General features: G+C 73.3%; 20 protein-coding genes. 10 read left to right on the top strand and 10 right to left on the bottom strand.

What is annotated here, in order from left to right; genetic code table 11:
• Position 1: 1 nt before the first annotated feature.
• The 3 genes from BLS99_RS13025 to BLS99_RS13015 are packed head-to-tail and all read right to left on the bottom strand — an operon-like array spanning position 2 to position 3,964.
• Complete coding sequence (locus BLS99_RS13025) at positions 2–649, bottom strand: response regulator (RefSeq protein ID WP_091050032.1); 648 nt, start codon at positions 647–649, stop codon at positions 2–4.
• Positions 646–1,959, bottom strand: a complete 1,314-nt coding sequence (locus BLS99_RS13020; RefSeq protein ID WP_091050029.1) for a sensor histidine kinase — start codon at positions 1,957–1,959, stop codon at positions 646–648. The genes BLS99_RS13025 and BLS99_RS13020 overlap by 4 nt, the downstream gene beginning before the upstream one ends.
• A 31-nt stretch (positions 1,960–1,990) precedes the next feature.
• Positions 1,991–3,964 carry a serine hydrolase domain-containing protein gene (locus BLS99_RS13015; protein WP_091050026.1) on the bottom strand — a complete coding sequence of 658 codons (1,974 nt, stop codon included), beginning with the start codon at positions 3,962–3,964 and terminating at the stop codon, positions 1,991–1,993.
• Positions 3,965–4,213: 249 nt separating this feature from the next.
• Between BLS99_RS13015 and BLS99_RS13010 the strand changes: the two genes are divergently transcribed.
• Positions 4,214–5,668 carry a family 43 glycosylhydrolase gene (locus BLS99_RS13010; protein ID WP_091050023.1) on the top strand — a complete coding sequence of 485 codons (1,455 nt, stop codon included), beginning with the start codon at positions 4,214–4,216 and terminating at the stop codon, positions 5,666–5,668.
• A gap of 133 nt (positions 5,669–5,801) precedes the next feature.
• Positions 5,802–6,038 carry a hypothetical protein gene (locus BLS99_RS13005; RefSeq protein ID WP_091050019.1) on the top strand — a complete coding sequence of 79 codons (237 nt, stop codon included), beginning with the start codon at positions 5,802–5,804 and terminating at the stop codon, positions 6,036–6,038.
• A 60-nt stretch (positions 6,039–6,098) separates the two neighbouring features.
• On the opposite strand, the gene BLS99_RS13000 is transcribed toward BLS99_RS13005, so the two are convergent.
• On the bottom strand, positions 6,099–6,845 hold the full coding sequence (locus BLS99_RS13000; RefSeq protein ID WP_091050016.1) for an SAM-dependent methyltransferase: 747 nt from the start codon (positions 6,843–6,845) through the stop codon (positions 6,099–6,101).
• A 189-nt stretch (positions 6,846–7,034) separates the two neighbouring features.
• Positions 7,035–7,973, bottom strand: a complete 939-nt coding sequence (locus BLS99_RS12995; RefSeq protein ID WP_091050014.1) for a helix-turn-helix transcriptional regulator — start codon at positions 7,971–7,973, stop codon at positions 7,035–7,037.
• An 81-nt stretch (positions 7,974–8,054) separates the two neighbouring features.
• On the opposite strand from BLS99_RS12995, the gene BLS99_RS12990 reads away from it, so the two are divergent.
• On the top strand, positions 8,055–11,510 hold the full coding sequence (locus tag BLS99_RS12990; protein ID WP_091050010.1) for a DUF4132 domain-containing protein: 3,456 nt from the start codon (positions 8,055–8,057) through the stop codon (positions 11,508–11,510).
• 174 nt (positions 11,511–11,684) lie between these two features.
• Here the strand turns inward: BLS99_RS12990 and BLS99_RS12985 are convergent, their stop codons facing one another.
• From BLS99_RS12985 to BLS99_RS12970, 4 genes are read right to left on the bottom strand one after another with little or no spacing between them, the layout of a single operon-like run.
• Positions 11,685–12,854 carry an ABC transporter permease gene (locus BLS99_RS12985; protein WP_091050007.1) on the bottom strand — a complete coding sequence of 390 codons (1,170 nt, stop codon included), beginning with the start codon at positions 12,852–12,854 and terminating at the stop codon, positions 11,685–11,687.
• A complete protein-coding gene (locus BLS99_RS12980; protein WP_091050003.1) occupies positions 12,841–13,509 on the bottom strand; it encodes an ABC transporter ATP-binding protein in 669 nt (222 codons plus the stop codon). Before BLS99_RS12980 ends, BLS99_RS12985 begins: the two co-directional genes overlap by 14 nt.
• Positions 13,506–14,546, bottom strand: coding sequence for a peptidoglycan-binding protein (locus tag BLS99_RS12975; RefSeq protein WP_176953341.1), 1,041 nt, complete (start codon positions 14,544–14,546; stop codon positions 13,506–13,508). Before BLS99_RS12975 ends, BLS99_RS12980 begins: the two co-directional genes overlap by 4 nt.
• Positions 14,543–15,046, bottom strand: a complete 504-nt coding sequence (locus BLS99_RS12970; RefSeq protein WP_091049996.1) for a hypothetical protein — start codon at positions 15,044–15,046, stop codon at positions 14,543–14,545. The genes BLS99_RS12975 and BLS99_RS12970 overlap by 4 nt, the downstream gene beginning before the upstream one ends.
• 135 nt (positions 15,047–15,181) lie before the next feature.
• Between BLS99_RS12970 and BLS99_RS12965 the strand changes: the two genes are divergently transcribed.
• Both BLS99_RS12965 and BLS99_RS12960 read left to right on the top strand, forming a co-directional pair.
• A complete protein-coding gene (locus BLS99_RS12965; protein WP_091049993.1) occupies positions 15,182–15,886 on the top strand; it encodes a response regulator transcription factor in 705 nt (234 codons plus the stop codon).
• Entirely contained in the window at positions 15,883–17,040 is a 1,158-nt protein-coding gene (locus BLS99_RS12960; RefSeq protein WP_091049991.1) for a sensor histidine kinase, read from the top strand. Before BLS99_RS12965 ends, BLS99_RS12960 begins: the two co-directional genes overlap by 4 nt.
• On the opposite strand, the gene BLS99_RS25675 is transcribed toward BLS99_RS12960, so the two are convergent.
• Positions 17,037–17,285 carry a VOC family protein gene (locus BLS99_RS25675; RefSeq protein WP_143034786.1) on the bottom strand — a complete coding sequence of 83 codons (249 nt, stop codon included), beginning with the start codon at positions 17,283–17,285 and terminating at the stop codon, positions 17,037–17,039. The genes BLS99_RS12960 and BLS99_RS25675 overlap by 4 nt on opposite strands.
• A 45-nt stretch (positions 17,286–17,330) precedes the next feature.
• On the opposite strand from BLS99_RS25675, the gene BLS99_RS12955 reads away from it, so the two are divergent.
• From BLS99_RS12955 to BLS99_RS12935, 5 genes are all read left to right on the top strand, one after another.
• Positions 17,331–17,705, top strand: a complete 375-nt coding sequence (locus BLS99_RS12955) for a hypothetical protein (protein ID WP_091049988.1) — start codon at positions 17,331–17,333, stop codon at positions 17,703–17,705.
• A 263-nt stretch (positions 17,706–17,968) separates the two neighbouring features.
• Entirely contained in the window at positions 17,969–18,640 is a 672-nt protein-coding gene (locus BLS99_RS12950) for a GPP34 family phosphoprotein (protein WP_176953340.1), read from the top strand.
• 27 nt (positions 18,641–18,667) lie between these two features.
• The gene (locus BLS99_RS12945) at positions 18,668–20,167 is read left to right on the top strand and encodes an APC family permease (protein ID WP_091049985.1); all 1,500 of its coding nucleotides are present in this window, start codon (positions 18,668–18,670) and stop codon (positions 20,165–20,167) included.
• A complete protein-coding gene (locus tag BLS99_RS12940) occupies positions 20,157–20,729 on the top strand; it encodes a GNAT family N-acetyltransferase (RefSeq protein WP_143034785.1) in 573 nt (190 codons plus the stop codon). Before BLS99_RS12945 ends, BLS99_RS12940 begins: the two co-directional genes overlap by 11 nt.
• A gap of 228 nt (positions 20,730–20,957) precedes the next feature.
• On the top strand, positions 20,958–22,040 hold the full coding sequence (locus BLS99_RS12935) for a cellulose binding domain-containing protein (protein ID WP_091049978.1): 1,083 nt from the start codon (positions 20,958–20,960) through the stop codon (positions 22,038–22,040).
• The last annotated feature ends 10 nt before the right edge of the window (positions 22,041–22,050 follow it).

The raw sequence follows: 22,050 nt of genomic DNA, 5'->3' as shown, positions 1-22,050 counted from the left end.
CTCAGACGACCCCGTTCTGGTAGGCCCACACCACGGTCTGGACCCGGTCCCTGGCGCCGATCTTCGCCATGGCGCGGCTCAGGTGCGACTTCACGGTGCTCGGCTCCACGAACAGCTCCTTCGCGATCTCCGCGTTCGACATGCCGCGCGCCAGGAGCAGCACGATCTCGGTCTCGCGGGCCGTGAGCAGCCGCGCCGCGGCCGGGTCGGCCGCCGCCTTGCGGCGGCGGGCGAACTCGGTGATGACGCTCCTCGTCACCGCCTGGTCCACCAGGCCCTGGCCGTCGGCGAGGCGGCGGACCGCGTCGACCAGCTCCTCCGGTTCGCAGTCCTTCATGAGGAACCCGCTCGCCCCGGCTTCGAGCGCGCCGAACACGTACTCGTCCAGGCCGAACGTGGTCACGATGAGGATCGCGGGCGACTCGCCCTCGCGGTCGGCCGCGATCCGTCGCGTGGCCTCGATGCCGTCGCCGCCGGGCATCCGCACGTCCATGCAGATCACATCGGGCGCGAACTGCGCCGCGGCGACCACCGCGGACGGACCGTTCGACGCCTCGGCCACCACCTCGATGTCCCCGGACTCCTCCAGCAGCACGCGGAAGCCCGCGCGGACCACCGCCTGGTCGTCGACCAGCAGCACCTTGATCATCGTTCCCCTGTCCCGCTCGCGAATTCACCACTCGTGCGCTCGACGCCGCGCCGCTCCCGGTCGGCCTCCCGGACCGGCAGCCGCAGCCGCACGCTCCAGCCGCCGTCGACCACCGGTCCGGCCGTGAACTCGGCCCCGACGAGGTCGGCGCGCTCGCGCATCCCCACCAGGCCGGTGCCGCCGTGCTCCAGGTCCGCCGGCTCGCGCCGCGCCCGGCCGTTGACCGCCGTCAGCTCCACGGCGTGCGGCTTGTACGCCAACCGCAGCGCCACCGCCGCGCCGGGCGCGTGCTGGCGCGCGTTCGTCAACGCCTGCTGCGCGATCCGGTACAGCGAGATGTCGGCGATCGGCGGCAGGACCAGCGGCTCGCCCTCGCACGTGTAGGACACGTCGTCGCCGAGGCGCCGCGCCTCCTCCACCAGCGCGTCGAGCGCGGACAGCCCCGGGACCGGTGCGGTCCCGTCCCCGCCGCCGCGTTCGCGCAGCAGGCCCACGACCTGACGCAGGTTCGCCAGGGTCTCCTTGCCCTGCATGCGGATCGACTCCGCGCCCTCCCGGGCCGCGGCCGGGTCGCGCTCGATGAGGCGCTCGACCGCCGCCGCCTGGACGACCATGCCCGACAGGTGGTGCGCGGCCACGTCGTGGAGCTCGCGGGCGATCCGGGTCCGCTCGGCGCGGATCGCGGACTCCTCCCGCTCGCGCGCGGCCCGCAGCACCTGCTCCGACCGCTCCCGCGCCATCACCATGTTGCGGCGGCGCGTTGCCACATAGGCGCCGATGAACGAGGCCGCCGCATACAGCAGCGCGCTCGATCCGAGCTGGTTCAGGACCGTGACCGCCGCCCCCGGCTCGCCCCAGGTCGCGACCGCCGACATGCCGGTCTCCAGGACCGCGGCGGTGGCCGCCGCGGCCGCCGCGAAGCGCGGCACCGCGAGGCCGCCGACCGTGTAGGCCGCGATGGCCGGGCCCAGGCCCTGCGCCATGATCTGCGGCGCGACCGCGATGATCCCCAGCTGGAGGAGGACGATCGCGGCCATGCACAGTCCGGGCCGCACCCGCCGCAGGCACAGGAGCAGGCCCTGCGCCGAGGCGAGTGCGCCCATGGTCCACACGTCGGCGGCGGTGACCTGCAACGACGGCTCGGCCGGGGCGAGCCGCACCAGGATCGTGTACAGCCCCAGCGTGACCGCTGCGATGGCCACCGCGAGCACGGCGTCCCTCGCGAACGGCCCGGCGGCCCCCATCCGGGACAGCGCGCGGTCGAGGCGCTGTCCCGGGGTGGCGCGGCGGCCCTTGACGGGTGCGGTCATGCGGGCCCTCCTTCGTCGGCCGCCGGAGCGGTCAGTAGGTGATGTTCGGCGAGAGCATGTGGAACTCGATCGCGAAGTCCGCGACCACCGAGAGGGCCAGGAACACGACCACCGTACCGGTGACGGCCCTCCAGCCGGCCTTGCGGCGGATCTCGCCGACGCCCTTGACCACCGCCGGGATCAGCCCGAGAGCGCCGACGAGCTGGAGGAGCTGGACGCCGCGGATGAGCGCGGCCGAGGGCTCCTGGAGCGACATCGCCATGAGGACGATCGCGACCCATCCGGCGATGGCGAGCACCGAGCACGCGGCGCCGATGCGCACGAGCGCCCTCCAGCGCCGTCCTTCGGGGCCGGGCGCGGGGCGGCGGCGCAGGCGGCGCCAGAGGGCCGCGGTGGGCCAGGCCAGGAGCGCGAGCAGGAGCACCGCGACCGAGGCGATGAGGAGCGGCAGTGCGATCCGCCGCTCGGTCTCCAAGGGCAGCAGGGTGAACGCCGCGTCGTGGACGATGCCGGTGACCTCGCCGTCCTCGGTGCGGACGGCGATGGTGCGGTCGCCGCCCACTTCCTTCCAGACCCCGCCGCCGACCGGTTCGAACACGCTCGGCTCCATCGTGCCGGGGTCGGCCGGAAAGTACAGGCGGCCGTCGTCGAGGGCGGTGACCTCGGTGGTGTTGAGGACGTCGAGTGCGGACAGGAATGTGCTCTGGGAGCCGCGCGAGGCGTGGTAGACGCCCGCGACGTCCTCCGCCTCGGCCTCGCCTCCCTGAACCCCGCTTCCTTCAGCCCCGTCTGCTCCGACCCCGCCCGCCTCCGCGGCGGTCTCACCGGGGAAGTACCGGTCGGCGAACCCGCTCATGAGGTCGGCGCGCAGGCCGAGCGTCTCGTATCCCTCGGTGCCGGAGCTGTTGAAGGACACGAAGATCCCGGCCCCGTCGTCGGGGTAGAGGTTGAGGTGGGAGTGGAACCAGTTGGTGTCGCCGCCGTGGCCGACGATCCGGTGCCCGTTCTGGTCCTCCTGGAACCAGCCGAGGGTCATCCGCTGCGCCCCGGCGAACTCGGCGAGGCTGTCCGACTCCAGTGCGGGCGTGAACATCTCCTCGCGGGTCGCCGCGCTCAGCAGTTCCACGCCGTCGCTTCGGGTGCCGAGCTGGGCGAGCATGAACTGCGCCATGTCGTCGGCGGTCGCCGAGAGCGCCCCGGCGGGCGGGGTGCCGACGTACTCGAACGGCTGCGCCTCCCCGCCGCTGTCGGCGTACCCGCTCGACATGCGGTCGGCGAGGTCGGACGGGAGCGGCTGTTCGAACGAGGAGGAGTCCATGCCGAGCGGTCGGAGCAGATGCTCGGCGATGTAGTCGTCGAAGGGGACGCCGCTGACCCGCTCCACGATGTACCCGGCGAGGGAGTTCCCGTAGTTGGAGTACGAGGGCGTGGTGCCGGGCCGGAAGACCTGCTCGGGCGGGTCGGTCGCGAGGGAGTCGCGGAGGTCGACCTCGGTGCCCTCGACGCCGATGAGCCCGGCGATGCGCTCCTCGAATCCGGCGGTGTGGGTGAGGAGGTGCCGCAGGGTCACGTCCTCGGGGTAGTTGCGATCTATCTCGAAGTCGAGGTAGGCGCTCACGTCCTCGTCGAGGTCCAGGTCGCCGGACTCGACGAGCTGCATGACGGCGGTGGCGGTGAAGACCTTCGAGACCGATCCGGGCCGGAACAGGGTGTCGGCGGGGTCGACCATTGCCCCGGATGCGGTGTCGGCGTACCCGAAGCCGCGGGTGGTGAGGACCTGCCCGTCGCCGACGACGGCGACCGCGGCCCCGGCGACACCGGAGTCCTCGAGCATGCCGGGGAGGGTCGCGTCGAGCCAGGCGTCGACGTTCGCGGTGGTGAACGCCTCGGGTGCGGCGGGGTCTTCGGGTTCGGGCGGGTCCGGTTCCTGTGCGCCGCAGGCGGTCGCGAGGACCGCGACGGCGGCGAGTGCGGCCGCGGTGCGGCCGATTCGACGGGCGTCCATGTCGTCTCCAGTGGGTGCGCCGGCCCGCTGCGGGCCGGGGAATTCGGTGAACGCCACCATCGTGTCCCGAACAGGACCTTCCCGACTTCTGGCGCAAGGCGGAACCACGCTTGCGACCTTTGGGGGAGACCGCGCCCACGACATTCATGCTGATGGATGTATTGACTCGGAATCCGCGCTTAGTTACCGTGAACATCACCTGGTGGCCGCCATGTCCCGTCTCGACCCTGCCCTTTCATCGGAGGTCCCATGCGCAGCACACCCCTCAACCGCAGGCTCCTGCTCCAAGCCGCGGGCGCGGCCGCCGTCGCCGCGGCCGCCTCGCCCTTCGGGGCCGCCGCCCCGGCGTCGGCGAGCCCCGGCGTCCTCTACTCCAACGCGCTCATCCAGCAGCGCGCCGATCCGTTCGTGGTGCGCCACACCGACGGCTACTACTACTTCACCGCGAGCGTCCCCGCCTACGACCGCATCGTCATGCGCCGCGCCACCACCGTCCAGGGCCTCGCCACCGCGCAGGAGGTCACCGTCTGGCACAAGCACGCCAGCGGCCCCATGAGCGCCCACATCTGGGCGCCCGAACTGCACTACATCAGCGGCAGGTGGTACCTCTACTTCGCCGCCGGGCGCGCCGACGACGTCTGGGCCATCCGCATGTACGCCCTGGAGAACGCCAGTGCCAACCCCCTGAGCGGGACCTGGACCGAGCGCGGCCAGATCACCACCCCGCGCGACTCGTTCTCCCTGGACGCCACCACGTTCACCAACGGCTCCACCCGCTACCTCTGCTGGGCCCAGAGCGACCCCGAGCTCGGCAGCGGCACCAGCCTCTACCTCGCCGCCATGGCGAGCCCGTGGGCGATCACCGGCACGCCGGTCCGCATCAGCAAGCCCACCAACTCGTGGGAGACCATCGGCCACAACGTGAACGAGGGCGCCGCCGTCGTCAAGCGCAACGGCCGGATCTTCATGACCTTCTCCGCCAGCGCCACCGACGCGAACTACGCCATGGGCCTGCTCACCGCCTCCGAGGGCGCGAACCTGCTCAGCGCCTCCTCCTGGTCCAAGAGCGCCCAGCCGGTGCTGCGCAGCAGCGACGCCACCGGCCAGTTCGGCCCCGGCCACAACTCGTTCACCGTCTCCGAGGACGGCCAGAGCGACCTCCTCGTCTACCACGCGCGGCCCTACAAGAACATCAGCGGCGACCCGCTCTACGACCCGAACCGCCACACCAGGGTCCAGAAGTTCTACTGGAAGGCGGACGGCACGCCGGACTTCGGGATCCCCGTGGCCGACGGCGCCACCCCGTACCGGCTCGCCGCGCACGGCTCGACCACGGTGTTCCTCAACCACTACGACTTCCGGTTGCGCGCCAACGCGACCCCGGCGCTGCTGGCCGACTCGCAGTTCCGGATCGTCACGGGCCTGTCGGGTTCGGGCACGGTCTCGCTGGAGTCGGCGAACTTCCCGGGCCGGTTCCTGCGGCACCGGAACTACGAGCTGTGGGTGGAGGCGGGTGACGGCTCGGCGCAGTTCCGCCAGGACGCGAGCTTCCACCGCCGCGCGGGGCTCGCCGACGCCGGCGCGGTCTCGTTCGAGGCGGTGAACTTCGCGGGCCGCTACCTGCGCAACGCGAGCGGCCTGGTGAACCTGCTCACGGCCACCACGGACGCCGAGCGCTCGGCCGCGACGTTCCGCCTCGAATAGTCCGTCCTGCCGCGGTCCCAGGGCCGCGGCCGTCCGATCCGGTGGGTTTGGTCCGCGGGGGACCGGGGCACTTGTGGCCCGGAAGCGCGCCGGCCGGGCCACCCCCGGCCGCCCCTGGATTGGAGCACGGACCATGAGCGGACGGACCTACGAGTTGAGCAACGGCGTCATCGAGTACGAGCTGCGATGCGACCGCTGCGGCGAGGTCTTCGTGTGCGGTGACGACTCGTACTACTCCTGGCCGGTCCTGTGCGCGGCCGCCGAGGCCGAGGGCTGGGCGACCGCCCCGGGCCTCGACGGCGAGCACGAGTGCGCGGGCTGCGCCGCGGCTGTGCGCCAGTCGGACCTCGTCTCGGCCCGCGCGGCCTGACCGAACGCGAAGGGGCACCGCCGGAACCGGCGGTGCCCCTCCTTTACGCCTCCGACCGCCTTAGCGGTCCATCAGGGCGAACACGCCCCAGCCGAGATATTCGCGCTGGTACCTGGCGTGGTTCACGGGCGCGGTGTCGAGCTCGGCGCGCATCTCGCCGTACAGCTCGTCGCCGGGGTTGGCATCGAGCCAGCGCCTGACATTGAGCCACTGCGCGGCCGCGTATCGGTCCCAGCTGTCCTGGTCGGCCAGGACCATCTCGACCACGTCGCAGCCGAGGCCGCCGAAGTGCTCCAGCAGGCCGGGGAGCGAGAACAGGTCGTCCTTCGCCGACATGTGGCAGCCGGCGACGGTGGCCTGGTCGGGCGGGTCGAGGCGCCAGTACGGCTCGCCGACCAGCATCACGCCGCCGGGGGCGAGGCTGCGGCGCAGCAGTTCGACGGTGCCCTCGGGGCCGCCGCCGATCCAGGTGGCGCCGACGCAGGACGCGATGCCGACCGGTTCGGCGGCCACGTGGCCGGCGGCGTCGCCGTGCACGAACGCGACCCGCTCGGCCACGCCGAGTTCGGCGGCGCGCTCGCGGGCGGCCGCGATGAACGCGGTGCTGATGTCGACGCCGGTGCCGGTCGTGCCGTGGTCGCGCGCCCAGGTGGACAGCATCTCGCCCTTGCCGCAGGCGAGGTCGAGCATCGTCGTGCCCGGCGCGGGGCCGACCGCGCGGCCGAGCGCGGCGAGCTTCTCGGGCGTGAAGGGGTTGAGCAGGCGGTGGCTGCTCTCGCGGATGGTGAAGCTACGTGGGAGATCCACTGTGATCGGTCGTCCTTCTCTGTGAAGCGGTGCGGGCTGCTGAGGATCGCGGCCGGACGGCACCGGCCGCGGACACCTGGACGACCATGGAACGCACCTGCTTCTCTACTCGGGACGGGAAGGACCCTGCCATCGGAACCCAGCGACGCTACCGCCCCTTACCGCACGTGTCCAGCGGTTTTCCCGGGCTCACGCGTAGTGGTCGAACACCATCCGCGCCAGCTCCCTCATGCGCGCGACCGCCTCCGGCGGGCCGGTGACCTCGGCCGTGTCGACGAACGCCAGGACCTGCCGGATCTCGTCGAGGACCCGGCACCGCAGTACCGCCTCGCGCCACCCGTCCGCCTGCGCCCCGCCGATCGACAGGCGCGAGCCGAAGATCCGCCGCGCTCGCTCCACCTGGTACTCCTTGATCCGCAGGCGCACCTCCAGGTCCCCGCCCGACTCCCATCCGGCCGTCAGCTCCCCGGCGACCGCGGCCAGGCCCGCGCCTGGGCGCAGCCGCCGCGCGGTGCGCAGCGGCTCCCAGCGCGCGATCTTGAGGAGGTTGAACAGGCGCGGGCGCCCCTCCTCGTCGGCCACGAGGTACCACCGGCCGCCCTTCGCCAAGAGCCCGTACGGGTCCACGGTCCGCCACCGGGCGTCCTCGCTCGACCGCTCGTACCGGATCTTGAGCCGCACGCCGCGGCGCAGGTCGCCGATGAGCGCGGCGGGGGAGACCCCTTCGGGTTCGGGCCCGAACCACGGCCGGTTGTCGCTGACGACCAGGTCGCCGACGGGCAGCAGGTCGTCGGGCGGGCGCGCCCCGGTCACCTTGCGCAGGGCCCGGCCGCTCACCTGCTCGACCCCGAGGCGCCGGCGCTGGTCCCCGTCGAGGCCCGTGAGCGCCAGGTGCTCCCGCTCGGGCGGCGTCAGGCGCCCGGTGTCGAGCCCGCCGCCGGGGAGCATCGAGACGCCGCCGTACCGGCCGCGGCGCACCAGGACCGGGAAGCCCGCGTCCTGGAGCCAGCGCAGGTCCCGCATCACGGTGCGGTCCGAGACGCCGGCCTCGGCCGCGAGCGCGGCCACGGTCGTCTCCGGGCGGGTGCGCAGCGCGAGCATGAGCGAGAAGAACCTGTCGGGAGTCATGGCCCGATTCTCTCCGAGAACCTGACAGGATCCGTCAGGTTCCGCGCCTACGGTGGCGTTCCCGACGGAAAGGAGGGCACCATGCCCGCACCGAACCTGTTCATCGTCTTCGTCGCCGACGCCCCGGCCTCGGCCCGCTTCTACGGGGACCTGTTCGACATGAAGCCGGTCTTCGAGACCCCCGGCTACATCTCGTTCGACCTCCTGCCGGAGACCCCCGGGCGCGTCCACCTGTCGCTGTGGAGCCGCTCGGAGGCGGACTTCGACGCGGAGCCGGTGACCTTCCCCGAATCCTGGAACCGGTTCGTGCGGCCCCGGCGCGGCCAGGGCAAGCCGAAGCGGACGCGGCTCGACCCCGAGGCCGGCCGGAAGCTCCTCGCCGAGTACGAGATCCGCGTGCGCGAACGCCTCGACCACGAGGCCAACGCCGACCACCGCGACGCCGGGCTCGCCTTCCTCGCCGGGGAGCCCGACATCGCCGGCGCCGCCGCGGTCTGGGCCCTCGCCCGCACCACCGCCACCGCGAACCCCTACCTCCAGCGGCCCCTCTTCGACCTCGCCGCCGCCGAGCACGGGACGCCGTTCGCCGCCGCCGCGCTCACCGAGTTCTTCACCCTCGACATCACCGCCGCCGACCGCGAGGGCGCCATCGGCCTCATCGCGCAGACCCTCCAGAGCCACCGCTGGAGCCGCCTCCACTCCAGCGAGCTCACCGCCGTCCGCGGCCACCTCACCGCCCTCCCGGACGACGAGTACGCCGCCGTCACCGACGCCCTCGCCGCCCGCCGCACCGACCCGATGCGCCGCCTCGGTGCGAGCCTCCTCGTCCCCGGCGAGACCGCCTGGCTCGACGAGGTGTGCGCCGAAATCCGCGCCCGGCAACCCGACAGCGCCGTCCCCAACCTGCTCCTCGGCGTCATCACCAGCGCCGACCAGCTCCAGGGCCTCGACTGCGGCGGCGTCTTCCTCTACTGGTTCCAGACCGCCGGCATCGCCGACCTGCTCCACCGGCTCGGCGCCGACGCCGCGCCCGTCCTGGAGCAGATGTTCACCAGGTGGCTCGACACGAGCGACCGCAAGGTCCTCTACCGGGCACTGGCCGCGATCCCCACCGACGCCGCCCTCGACCTGATCCTCGACCGCCTCGACGACCCGGTCGCCATGGGCTACGCGATGGAGGCCGCCGCGCGCTTCCCCCAGCGCGCCCTCCGCGCCGTCGCCGCCCGCATCCCCGGCGCCGAACCCGCCGCGCTCAAGCGGCTCACCGCGATCCTCTACGGCGACCCGGTCGTCCTCGGCCCGGCCCTGGACCTCCAGACCGACGCCGTCCGCGAGATCGTCGCGGGCGTCACCACCACCTCCGGCCGCCTCCCCGCCGCCCCCGCCGACGAGGTCCCGCCCCTGCTCACCTCCCCGCCGTGGGAGCGCACCGCGCCCGCGGCCGCGCCCGTCGTCCTCGCCCTCACCCCGCCCGCGATCGAGCGGGTCGTCTGGGCCGACGGCGAGCGCGAGCGGTGGGCCGAAGCCCGCGTCGGCGGCCCGGACCGCGACTGGGCCGCCGACGCCGCCCGGTTCGACAACCTCGCCACCCACTACCAGGTCCGGGTGCTGGCGCTCGCCCCGAGTGAGCTCACCGCGCACCTGCTGCCCGACTGGAAGCCCGCGCCCGGCTACCTCTCCCCGGAGCTCCTCCGCCGCCTGCTCGCCGCCCACGGCGCCGCCGCGGCCGGGCACGTGGTGACCGCCGCCGGCTGGGACGCCTCGCTCCGCGACCTCATCACCCCCATCGCGAACCTGGAGGCCGCCCGCCTCGCCGTCGACGCCCTCGTGCGGCTGAAGACCATGCGCCCCATGGCCTTCGGGTGGCTCGACCGCCACGCCGCCGACGCCGCGGCCCTGCTCGTCCCCGACGCGCTCGGCAGGACCAAGAAGCCCCGCGCCGCCGCCGAGGCCGCGCTGCGCTACCTCGCCGCCTCCGGCCGCGCCGACACCGTCCGCGAGGCCGCCGCCCACTACGGCCCGGAGGCGGCCGCCGCGATCGGCACCCTCGTGGACGTCGACCCGCTCACCCCCGCCGTCCGGGTCCCGGCCCTCGGCCCCTGGGTCTCCCCGCCCGCGCTCCCGCAGATCCTCCTCAAGGGAGGCGACCGGGCCCTCCCTGACGCGGCCGTGCGCAACGCCGCCGCCGTGCTCGCCCTCGGCTCCCCCGACTACGACTACCCCGGCGTCGCCGTCCTCGCCGACGCCTGCGACCGGGCCTCGCTCACCCGCTTCTCCCGCGCCCTGTTCGAGCAGTGGCTCACCGCCGGCGCCCCCTCGGACGAGTCGTGGGCCCTCATGCAGCTCATGCACTTCGGCGACGACGACACCGTCCGCGCACTCACCCCGCTCATCGGCCGCTGGCCGGGGGAGAACCAGCACCACCGCGCCGTCAAGGGCCTCAAGGTCCTCGGCGCGATCGGCTCCGAGACCGCCCTGCGCGCCATCCAGGGCATCGGCGAGAAGGCCAAGTTCGCCGCCATCAAACAGGAGGCCCGCGACCAGATCACCGCCATCGCCGCGCACCTCGGCCTGTCCGCCGACCAGCTCGCCGACCGGCTCGTCCCCGACTTCGGGCTCCGCGACGACGACGCCCTCGTCCTCGACTACGGGCCCCGGCGGTTCCGGGTCGGCTTCGACGAGCAGCTCAAGCCCTTCGTCACCGACGCCGACGGCAAGCCCCGCAAGTCCCTGCCCAAACCCGCCGCGAAGGACGACGCCGACCTCGCCGACGCCGCCTACAAGCGCTTCGCCAACCTCCGCAAGGAACTCCGCACCGTCGCCGCCGACCAGGTCAAGCGCCTCGAACGCGCCATGGTCGCGGGCCGCACCTGGACTCCGGCCGAGTTCCAGGAGCACTTCGCCGAGCACCCCCTCGTGTGGCACCTCGCCCGGCGCCTGGTGTGGACCGCCGAGGAGGGCGCCGGCCCCGTCGCGTTCCGCCTCGCCGAGGACCGCACCCGCACCGACCTCGACGAGAACGAACTCGCGGTGGCCGACACCGCCGCCATCCGCATCGCGCACCCCGTCCACCTCGGCGAGGACGTCGCCGCGTGGTCGGAGATCTTCGCCGACTACGAGATCGTGCAGCCCTTCCCGCAGCTCGGCCGCGAGGTCATGGCCTTCACCGACGACGAGCTCGCCACCGGCCGCCTCACCCGCTTCGAGAACACCCAGGTCACCGTCGGCGGCCTCCTCGGCCTGGTCAAGAAGGGCTGGATCCGCGCGGGCGCGCTCGACGCCGGCATCGAGCACGGCATGTGGTGCCCGCTCCCGGGCACCGGCTACCTCGTGCTCGACCTCGACCCGGGCATCTTCGCCGGGGACGTCAACGACCAGTGGATCCAGGGCCTCTCCCAGGTCGTGCTCTCCCGCAGCGGCATGGACGGCTGGTCCCGCGCCCAGGCCGCCCCCGGCCTGCCCGCGGGCGACCCGGTCGCGGCCTCCGAAGCGCTCACCGCGCTCGCGAAGGTCGTCGCGGCAGGCACCGGCAGATGACGCACGGGCGGGCCCTCCCGCAGGAGGGCCCGCCCGTCGAAACCTCTGGAGCCTCCGGGCCGAACCGGCCCCGAACGCAAAAAAAAGAAGGGCCCGTCGGCGCCTTCCCCTTATAAGTTACCAGGGCGGCCCGACCGGTTCGCACCGGGGGCCGCCCTTTCCTCCGCACCCGCCCTAAGGCGAGGTCAGGGCCTCGGTGGGGGACAACCGGGCGGCCTTCACCGCCGGATAGAGCCCCGCCACCGCGCCGATCGCGGCCGTCGCCGCGACCCCGCCGCCCAGCGCCCACGCCGGCACCGTCGGCGGCCACCCCTGCCACGCCGCGTACGACGCGGTGATGAGCGACCCCAGGGCCACCCCGCCCGCGCCGCCCAGCAGCGACAGCAGCAGCGACTCGGCGAGGAACTGCCCGCGCACGTCCGCCCGGGTCGCCCCCAGCGACCGCCGCAGGCCGATCTCCCCGCGCCGCTCCAGGACCGACACGACCATCGTGTTCGCCACCCCGACCCCGCCCACCAGCAGCGCCACCGCGCCGATCCCCAAGAGCAGCCCCGTGAACGACGCCTCCGCCGCCTCGGCCGCGAACAGCGCGTCCGAGGGCCGCGACACGTCGACCTCCTCGGGGTGCTCGGGGTTCGCCGTCGCCCCCAGCACCGCCTGCACCTCGGTCACCGCCGACTCCGCGGCCCGCGCGTAGACCTCCGTGGCGTGCAGGTCGAAGCCCAGGTACGCCGCCGCGGCGTCCCACCCGACCAGCGCCGCGGTGTCCAGCTCGGGCGCCAGCGCGACCGGTTCGAGCACCCCGACCACCGCGAACCACTGCCCGCCCAGCCAGATCTGCACGTCCGGGCCCGCGCCCACGCCCAGCGCCGCCGCGGTCCCGGCGCCGAGCACCGCCGCCGGGAAGTCCCCGGCCGCGCCGTCGAGCCACCGGCCCTCCGCGAGCGCGGCGCCGACGACGTCGAGCAGGTCCGCCTCGGCGGCCTTGACCGCGATCCCGCCCGACTCGTTGGCCGGGATCCGGTCGGTCCGGTACACCTTCGCGTCCACCGTCCCGGTCGCGGCGGCCGACTCCACCGGGCCGATCCGCTCGATCATCGCCACCGCCTCCAGCGGCAGCTCCGACGCCTCGCCGAACATCGACTGCCCCGGCGCGACGGTGAGGAGGTTCGTGCCCAGCTCGTCGAGTTTTCGGTCGAGCTCGGCCGAACTCGACGCCGAGATCCCCACGACCGCGACCATCGCCGCGATGCCGATCGCGATCCCCACGGCCGACAACGTCACCCGCAGCGGCCGCGACCGCAGGCCGTGCACGCCCACGCGCAGCAGGTCAGTCCAGCGCATCGCGCACCACCCTCCCGTCGCGCATCTCCACGCGCCGCGGCAGGCCCGCGGCGATGTCCCGGTCGTGCGTGATGACCACGACCGTGGTCCCGGCCTCGTGCAGGCCCCGCAGCAGGCCCATCACCACCGCGCCCGAGGCCGAGTCGAGGTTCCCGGTCGGCTCGTCGGCGAGGAGCAGCCGCGGCCCGCCGACGATGGCCCGCGCGATGGCGACGCGCTGGCGCTCGCCGCCGGACAGCTCGTGCGGGCGGTGCCCGGTCCGGTGCCCGAGCCCCACCCTGGCGAGGGCCTGGGCGGCGGCCTCGCGGCGCCGCGCGCGCGGCTCGCCCCGGTAGAGGAGCCCGTCGGCGACGTTGTCGAGCACCGGGACCCCTTGCGCGAGATGGAACTGCTGGAACACGAAGCCGAGTTCGGCGGCGCGCAGGCGCGAGAGCCGCCGGTCCGACAGGGCCGCGACGTCCTCGCCCGCGACCCGCACCGTCCCCGCGGTGGGCCGGTCGAGGGTCCCGGCGAGGTTGAGGAGCGTCGACTTGCCCGACCCCGAGGGGCCGACGATCGCGACCAGCTCGCCGTCGCCGATCTCCAGCGACACCCCGTCGAGCGCGGTGACCCCCGGGTACGTCTTGGAGACCCCCTCCAGGACCACGACGCTCACGAGGGCACCGCCACGGCCATGCCCGCCTCCAGGTCGCCCGCGACCTCGACGAACCCGTCCGCGAACACGCCGGTCTCGACCGGCACGAGCACGCTCTCGCCGCCGTCGACGACCTCGACGCCGTACCCGCCCTCGCGCAGCGCCAGCAGCGCCTCGACGGGGACGGCGAGCACGTCCTCGCGGGTCTCGGCGACCAGCACGACCTCGACCGGGGCCGACACGAGCGCGCCGAGCGCCGCCTGGTCCGCGATCGCGACCGTGACCTCGATCGTCTCGGGCTCGTCGGAGCCCGGTTCGGCCGCGGTCACGGTCTGCCCGACCTCGCTGACCACGCCCGCGGCCTCGGTCCCGTCCGGGAGCGTCACCGCGACCGCCTGGTCCACGGCCACCAGGTCCTGGTCGGCGATCTCCAGCTGCACGCTCACCCGCCGCTCCCCGGAGGTGTAGGTCAGCAGCTGCCCGCCCGCCGGGTCGCCCACGGCCGCGAGCTGGTCGGCGATGCGGACCTCGTTGGGGGAGAACAGGACGTCGCCCACGGCCACGGTCCCCGTCTCCGCCGCCCCCAGGTCCTCCTGCCACGCCTCGACCGCGTCGGCGGTCGCCGACGTGTACTCGTCGTCCGCGGTGAACCCGTCGTAGCCGAGCTCGGCGAGGTTCGACTCGAGTTGCGCCGCATCGGGTCCCTCGACGCCGGGCGCGAGGTCCCGCCACAGCGGCAGGTCCCCGGCCATGGCGACCACGGGCGCGTTGTCGACCTCGTACACCGCGTCGCCCGGCCCGACCACGGTCCCGGGCGCGGGCAGCCACGTCACGACCCCCGGCTTCGCGCCGGTCAGCGTCCGCGCCTCCCCGTACGAGAGCGTCCCCACGACCTCCTCCGACCGCGCGAGGTCCCGCCGCTCCACGGCGGCCGTGGCCGCCGCGGTCTGCGCCGTGGCCGCCGGGTCGTCGCCGCCGGTCCAGTACAGCGCCCCGCCCGCCGCCAGCGCCGCCGCCGCGACCGAGCCGGCCGCGATCACCGCCGTCCGCCGCCTCACTGGTCGCGCACCTCTCCGAGGAGGTCCTGGCACGCCTCGATCGCGGCGTCCCAGTCCGGGTCGGCCGACTCCTGGTCCATGAGGTCGGGCCCGAACCCGTCGGTGCCCGGGTCGGGCATGTCCTCGACCCCGTTGTCGCGCATGCACTGCGCGAAGTCCAGCAGCGCGGCCTGGATCTCGGGGTCGTCGAGGCTCATCTCCCCGGACGCCAGGTGCTCCTCGCACGCCTCGACCGCCTCCGGCTCGTTCTCCATGGCCTCCCGCAGCTCCTCGGCCCCTTCGAAGCCGCCGTCCGGGTCGGGGTCGGGGAAGTCGACCCCCTGCTCGCGCATGCACTCGGCGAAGTCCTGGAGGCTCTGCTCCAGGCTCGCGCCCTCCTCGCCGGCCTCCGCGGAGGCGGTGCCCCCGGCGCTCGCGACCCCGTCGTCCGGGTCGTCGCCGCAGGCGGCCAGCAGCGACAGCGCCGACAGCGCGGCCGCGGCGATCAGTACTCGTCTCATCGTGCGTCTCCTTCACTCGTTGACGGACGCCGCAAGTGAAGCGCCGCGGGCATGTGGTCTCCGTGAGCGCGGGCGCTTATGCGGTCCTTACACCGGGCCTGGCAGCATCGACACCGAGAGGGAAGGAGCCGGGGGATGCGCGTACTGGTGGTCGAGGACGAGCGGATGCTCGCCGACGCGATCGCGAAGGGCCTGCGCGGCGAGGGCATGGCCGTCGACGTCTGCTACGACGGCGACGCCGCGCGGATGCGCTTGGCCGCCTACGACTACGACGTGGCGGTCCTCGACCGCGACCTGCCGCGCGTCGGCGGCGACGACCTCACCAGGAAGGTGGTGGCCGGGCCGCACTCGACCCGGGTCCTCATGCTCACCGTGTCCTCCGGCGTCGACGACCGCGTCAACGGGCTCGCGCTCGGCGCCGACGACTACCTCGCCAAGCCCTTCGCGTTCGCCGAGCTCGTCGCCCGGGTCCGCGCCCTGGCCCGCCGCGCCGCCCCGGCCGCGCCGCCGGTCCTCGAACGGGCCGGGATCACCCTCGACACCGCGGGCCGGCAGGTCTTCCGCGGCGGCCGGTACCTGCCGCTGTCCAAGAAGGAGTTCGGGGTCCTGGCCGAACTCCTGCGCCCGGGCGCCGCCGTCGTCTCCTCCGAGCGCCTGCTGGAGAAGGTCTGGGACGAGCACATCGACCCCGCCACGAACGTGGTGCGGGTGACGATGATGACGCTGCGCCGCAAGCTCGGCGACCCGCCCGTCATCGAGACCGTCCCCGGCTCCGGCTACGTCGTCCGCGAGGCGCCGGCCGTCCTGGAATCCGCACCCACGGGAGAGGACCGCCGATGAGGCTCCGCACGCGACTGACCCTCTGGTACGGCGGCGCGTTCTTCGCCGCCGGGGCCGTCCTCACCGCCGTCGTCTACCTCGTCGTCCGCAGCCGCATCACCGCGAACATGCCCGAGCCCGGCGAGTCCCTGGAGGCCCTGTTCACCTCCGGCTCCCAGTTCGGCATGACCGACGCGCAGATCGCGTACCTCATCGACACCGTCATCGAACGCCAGCAGGCCGCCAACGACGCCACCCTCCAGGCCGTCCTGCTCGGCTCGGGGATCGCGCTCGGCGTCGTCGGCCTCCTCGCGGTCGTCTTCGGCTTCCTCATGGCCGGGCGGGTCCTGCGCCCCATCGACGCCATCACCGCCACCGCGCAGCGCGTCGCCGACCGCTCCCTCCACGAGCGCATCAACCTCGACGGGCCCGGCGACGAGCTCAAGCGCCTCGCCGACACCTTCGACGGGATGCTCGCCCGCCTCGACCGCGCCTTCGAGGGCCAGCGCCGCTTCGTCGCCAACGCCTCCCACGAACTCAAGACCCCCTTGGCGATCAACCGCACCCTCCTCGAAGTCGCCGCCGCCGAACCCGACGCGGGCCACCGCGTGCGCGACCTCGCCGCGAACCTCCTCGCCGTCAACGAGCGCCACGAACGCCTCATCGACGGCCTCCTCACCCTCGCCGGCGCCGACCGCGACCCCGCCGACCCCGTGCCCGTCGACCTGGCCGACATCGTCGCCCACCTCGCGGCCCAGTTCGCCCCCGAGGCCGCCGAAGCGCAAGTGTCCGTGGACGTCTCCTGCGAGGAGGCGGTCGCCGTCGGCGACGCCGCGCTCCTGGAGCGCCTGGTCGCCAACCTCATCGCCAACGGCATCCGCCACAACCACCCCGGCGGCGCCCTCACCGTGCGCACCGCCGCCGTCGACGGCCGCGCCCGCCTCACCGTGACCAACACCGGCCCCGCCGTCGCCGCCTACGAAGTCGACGCCCTGTTCCAGCCGTTCCGGCGCGGCGAGGGCCGCGACCGGATCGAGTCCGTGCGCGGCGTCGGCCTCGGACTCTCCATCGTGGAGTCGGTCGCCCGCGTCCACGACGCCGCGCTGACCGCCGTCCCGAACCCGGACGGCGGCCTGCGCGTCACCGTCGCCTTCTCAAGCGGGCACGCCTCCTAGTTCGGCACGTCCAGGACCCACGTGATCCCGAACCGGTCCCGCACCATGCCGTACGCGGTCGCCCACGCCGAGGGCCCGAACGGCGCCACCACCGCGCCGTCCTCCGCCAGGCCCTTCCAGAACCCGGCCAGCTCTTCGGCGTCGCCGCCGCGCACCGCGGGGGCGAAGCGCGGTCCGGCGGGCGCGGCCGCCCCGTGACCGGGCTTGTGACCGAACGCATCACGAATCGCCTCGTCGGGCCGCACCCCGGTTGATAGGTTGGCGCCACGTCTCGCAAAGGAGCTGTTCACATGGCACGCGCACTCACGACGGCACGGCGGACCGCCGCCGCGCTCGCACTCGCCCTCGGCACCGCACTGGCGCTCTCCGCCTGCGGCGAAGGGGAACTGCCCATCGACACGCCCAGCCTGCCCGACCTCGAGGACTCGCTCAGCAGCCTCGCCCCCGACTTCCCCGCGGACGTCGCGTCCGACCTCCAGGAGCTCGCCCCCGACCTCTCGGCCGCCGAGATCGTCTCCGGCGCGCAGGAGCTCTGCCAGTCCGCCGCCGACGGCGCCGACGAGGAGCAGCTCGCCCGCGACGCCGCCTCCCTCTTCGGCGTCGAGGAGGCCGAGGGCCCGACGATCGTCGAGACGGTCCAGCCGTACTGCGACGTCATCGGCTGACACCGCCCGGGGCCGAACACCACGGCCCCCGCACTCCACAAGAATCACGAAACAACGCAATAGCACCACGCGCACCGAAGCTCCGCACTGTCCAATTCGTGCGGAGCTTCTGCGCGTTCGCATCGCGCGCAGGGTAGAGCGCGCGAATTGACAACAAGCCTTCTAGCTGGTTCGAAATAGTCGGAATACCGAATTCAACTTCGAAAACGCGTGACCGTATCATAATCCGATCGAACGCTCCTGTACTGGAAGGATCACTCCCGGTGCCCGACGCACCCACCCCCCGGCTGGTGTACGACGCCTTTCTCATCACCGCCTACCACGACTTCTACAAACCCGCGGTCGCGCCTCGCGTGATCGGCCTGGGTCTCGGCGCGGCGCTGCTGGCGGAGCTGGTGTTCTCGGGCCAACTCGCGGTGCGCAGCCACGCGGGACGGGACCTGGTCATCGCGGAGTCGCGCGGCGGCCCGCCGCGAGACTCCCTGGGGCTGTGGCTGACCGAGCTCGTCCAGAGCGAGCCCGAGCACCTCGCCGTCCCCGAGTGGCTCGAATACCTCGCGATCGCCGACACCCAGACCAAGACCGCCGACCACATGGTCGTGGCCGGGCTGATGGTGCGCGGCGAGCAGCGCAGCCGCTGGCTCGGCAAGGTGCAGGTCACCTACGACGCCGCCGACGCCCTCATCGCCCAGGCGCCGCTCGCCCGGCTGCGCCGCTATCTGTCCTCGATGGACCGACGAATGCCCTTGCTCGACGCATTCCTGCTCGCGCTCACCGAATCCGTCGGCCTGTCGAAATCCCTGTACTCCCAGATGCCCGCCGGCGCGCGCGAATACGCCGAAGGCCACCTGCGGGTGCTGCCCGCACCGCTCCAGGCGATCCGCGGGCACCTCACCGCCGCGGTGGCGGACACCGCCATCACCGGCAACCTCTAAGCAAGCCCAGATTAGGAGTCACGCCCCATGTCAGCTCCCTCACCCGCCAGCGCGGTCCAATCCGCGCTGGCCCGCGACAAACTCGGCACGCTCAGCCTCCTCCACTTCTCCCTCACCGCCGCCACCCCGCTCACCGTGATCGCCGGCGGCGTCGTCGTCATGTTCGCCGTGGCCGGCCAGATCGGCATCCCGATCGGGTACGTCATCATCGCGGCCTCCCTGCTGCTGTTCAGCGTCGGCTACACCGCGATGGCCCGCCACATCGCCAACGCCGGCGCGATGTACGCGTTCGTCGCCCGGGGCCTGGGCCGGGTCCCCGGCGTCGCCGCCGCGTGGGTCGCCGCCACCTCGTACTGCGCCCTCCAGGTGAGCCTCTACGGCTACCTCGGCTACGTCGCCCAGAGCCTGTTCGCCTCCATCGGGCTCGACCTGCCGTGGTGGGCCTTCGCGCTCGTCGCCTGGCTGCTGGTCGGCCTGCTCGGCACCCGCGCGGTCGACATCAACGCCAAGGTCCTGGCGGTGCTCCTCACCGTCGAGGTCGCGGTCGTCCTGGTGTTCAGCGCCTCCAACTTCGCCAACGCCGCTGACGGCGTCTCGTTCGGCGCGTTCTCGCCGACCGCGCTGAGCGGCGAGGCCGCCGGGGCCGTGCTCGCGCTGGCCGTCATCGGCTTCATCGGCTTCGAGTCGCCCACCGTCTACGGCGAGGAGGCCCGCGACCGCAAGCGCACCGTCGCCCGCGCCACCATCGCCACGGTCCTCATCCTCGCGTTCATCTACATCGTCTCGTCATGGTCGATCATCACGGCCGCGGGCGACGACAACGTGGTCGCCGCCGCCACCGCCGACTTCGACCTGATGTTCAGCCTCGCCGGGGACCAGCTCGGGTCCACGTGGGAGACGATCGGCCGCATCCTGCTGCTCACCTCGGTCACCGCCGCGGCGCTGAGCTTCCACAACACGACCGCCCGCTACCTCTTCGCGCTGGGCCGCGAGCAGGTCGTCTTCTCCTGGCTGGGCCGCACCTCGGTCCGCACCTGCGCCCCCGTCGCCGCCTCGGTCACGCAGACCGTCGCGGGCGGCCTGGTGATCGTCCTGTGGGCCGTGCTCGGCCTCGACCCGGTGGTGCACCTGTTCTACTACCTCGGCACCGCGTCGGGCATCGGCCTGATCGCGCTCATCCTCACCTGCGCCATCGCGGTCCTGGTCTACTTCGCGCGGGATCGGCGTGAAGAGTCCCTGTGGGCCAGCCGGATCGCGCCGGTCCTGGCGATCCTGGCGATGGGCGGGGTCCTGTACCTGTCGGTCATCCACTTCCACACCCTGCTGGGCGTCGAGAAGGGCTCGCTCCTGCCGAAGCTCGTCCCGATCGTCTTCGCGGTGCTCGCGCTCCTGGGCGCCCTGTGGGCCCTGTTCCTGAAGCGGGCCCGCCCGGACGTCTACGCCGGGATCGGGCACGGCGCCAAGGCGCCCCTGGTCCAGGCGGCCGAGCGGGCCGCGGTCCCGGTTGGAGCCGCCGGTGACCGTTAGCGCGTACGGAGCCGTCGCGGCGATGCTCGCCGACGAGTTCAACGACCTGCCGACCGCCAAGTGGCTCGTGGCGGACCCCGACGAGCGGCTCAAGGCGGTCCGCGGCCAGTTCGAACTGCTGGTCGAGCACGCGCTCGGGCACGGCGGCGTGGTCACCTCGGGCGACCTCGACGGTGCGGTGGTGTGGTTCGACCACACCGTCGCCGCGCCGGTGATCCCCGACTACGACGACCGGCTCCTGGCCGCCTGCGGGGCCCACACCGAGCGGTTCCGGCACCTCGACCGGGTCATGGAGGAGCACCACCCCCAGGCCCCGCACCACTACGTGGCGCTGGTCGGGGTGCGCAGGAAGCGGCGCGGCAAGGGGATCGCCACGGCGATGCTCCGGCGCCACCACCGGGCCCTCGACCGCGACGGTATCCCCGCCTACCTGGAGGCGGTCTCGCCGCAGACCGCGAAGCTGTACGCGACCCTCGGCTACCGGCCCCTCGGCGACCGGTACGGCCTGGTCGACGGCGGCCCGTGGCTCTATCCGATGTGGCGCGAGCCGCAGACGGCGTGAACGGCGGCGGCGGGCCCGGAAGGGCCCGCCGCCCTCATCATGAGCGATGCCGGCGCGGCCCCGCTTCCCGTGGAGCACGACTCCGACGGCGCGACGGAATGACCGCTTGCGGCGCAAGCGTCCGCGAATATTGACACACTTGACTATACAAATCCCGAGTTGCTATGATCTCCACATTGCACTGGGAGCGCTCCCTCAGCTCTCGGCACCATGGCAAAGGAGCATGGCATGCGCAGAAACCGCAAGCTCACCGCCTTCGCGGCGGCCGCCGCGACGGCACTAGGCGCCGGCGCACTCGCGCTCGGCCCGGCGGACCTGGCATTCGCCGAGGACGGATGCGAGGTCGAGTACACGGTCGTCAGCAGCTGGGGCTCCGGCTTCCAGGCCAACGTCGCCATCACCGCCGGGGAGGCCATCGACGGCTGGGACCTCGCCTGGACCTTCCCCTCCGGCACCACCGTCTCCAGCGCCTGGAACGTCTCCTGGAGCCAGAGCGGCACCCGCTTCACCGGCTCGGACGTCGGCTGGAACGGCACCGTCGCCTCGGGCCAGACCCGCCAGGTCTTCGGCTTCATCGGCTCCGGCAGCACCGCCGACCCGACCGGGATCTCCATCAACGGCGACCTCTGCGACGGCGAGGTCGACCCCACCGACCCGCCCACCACCGAGGACCCGACCGACCCGCCCGGCGGCGGCCCGGTCAAGATCATGCCCCTGGGCGACTCCATCACCGGCAGCCCCGGCTGCTGGCGCGGCAACCTGTGGCAGCTCCTCGACCAGGCCGGCCACGACGTCGACTTCGTCGGCTCGCTCTCCCAGGCGTGCAACCCGTCCGGCTCCGACCCCGACCACGAGGGGCACGGCGGGTTCCTCGTCACCCAGTCGGTGAACAACGGCAGCGTCCGGGGCTGGCTGGAGCAGAACACGCCCGACGTCCTGCTGCTCCACTTCGCCACCAACGACGTCTGGTCCTCGATCCCGCCGGCCACGATCCTCGCCGCCTACACGACCATCGTGCAGGACCTGCGCGAACTCAACCCCGACGCCGTGATCCTGGCCGCGCAGCTCATCCCGCTGGCGCCGACCGACTGCGCCGACTGCCCGCAGCGCACGATCAACTTCAACTCCCAGATCCCGGCCTGGGCCGCCGCCAACTCCACCGCGCAGTCGCCGATCGTCGTGGTCGACCAGTACACCGGCTGGGTCCCCTCCGTCGACACCTACGACGGGGTCCACCCCGACGAGGACGGCTACGTCAAACTCGCCGCCAACTGGTTCGCGGCCCTCGACCCGATCCTCGACGCCGCATGAGCACCCCAGC

This window comes from Glycomyces sambucus, from assembly GCF_900102815.1.
Lineage (GTDB): Bacteria > Actinomycetota > Actinomycetes > Mycobacteriales > Micromonosporaceae > Glycomyces > Glycomyces sambucus.
The sequence above is the reverse complement of the archived record's forward strand: the minus strand, read 5'-3'. Positions and strand labels throughout refer to the sequence as shown.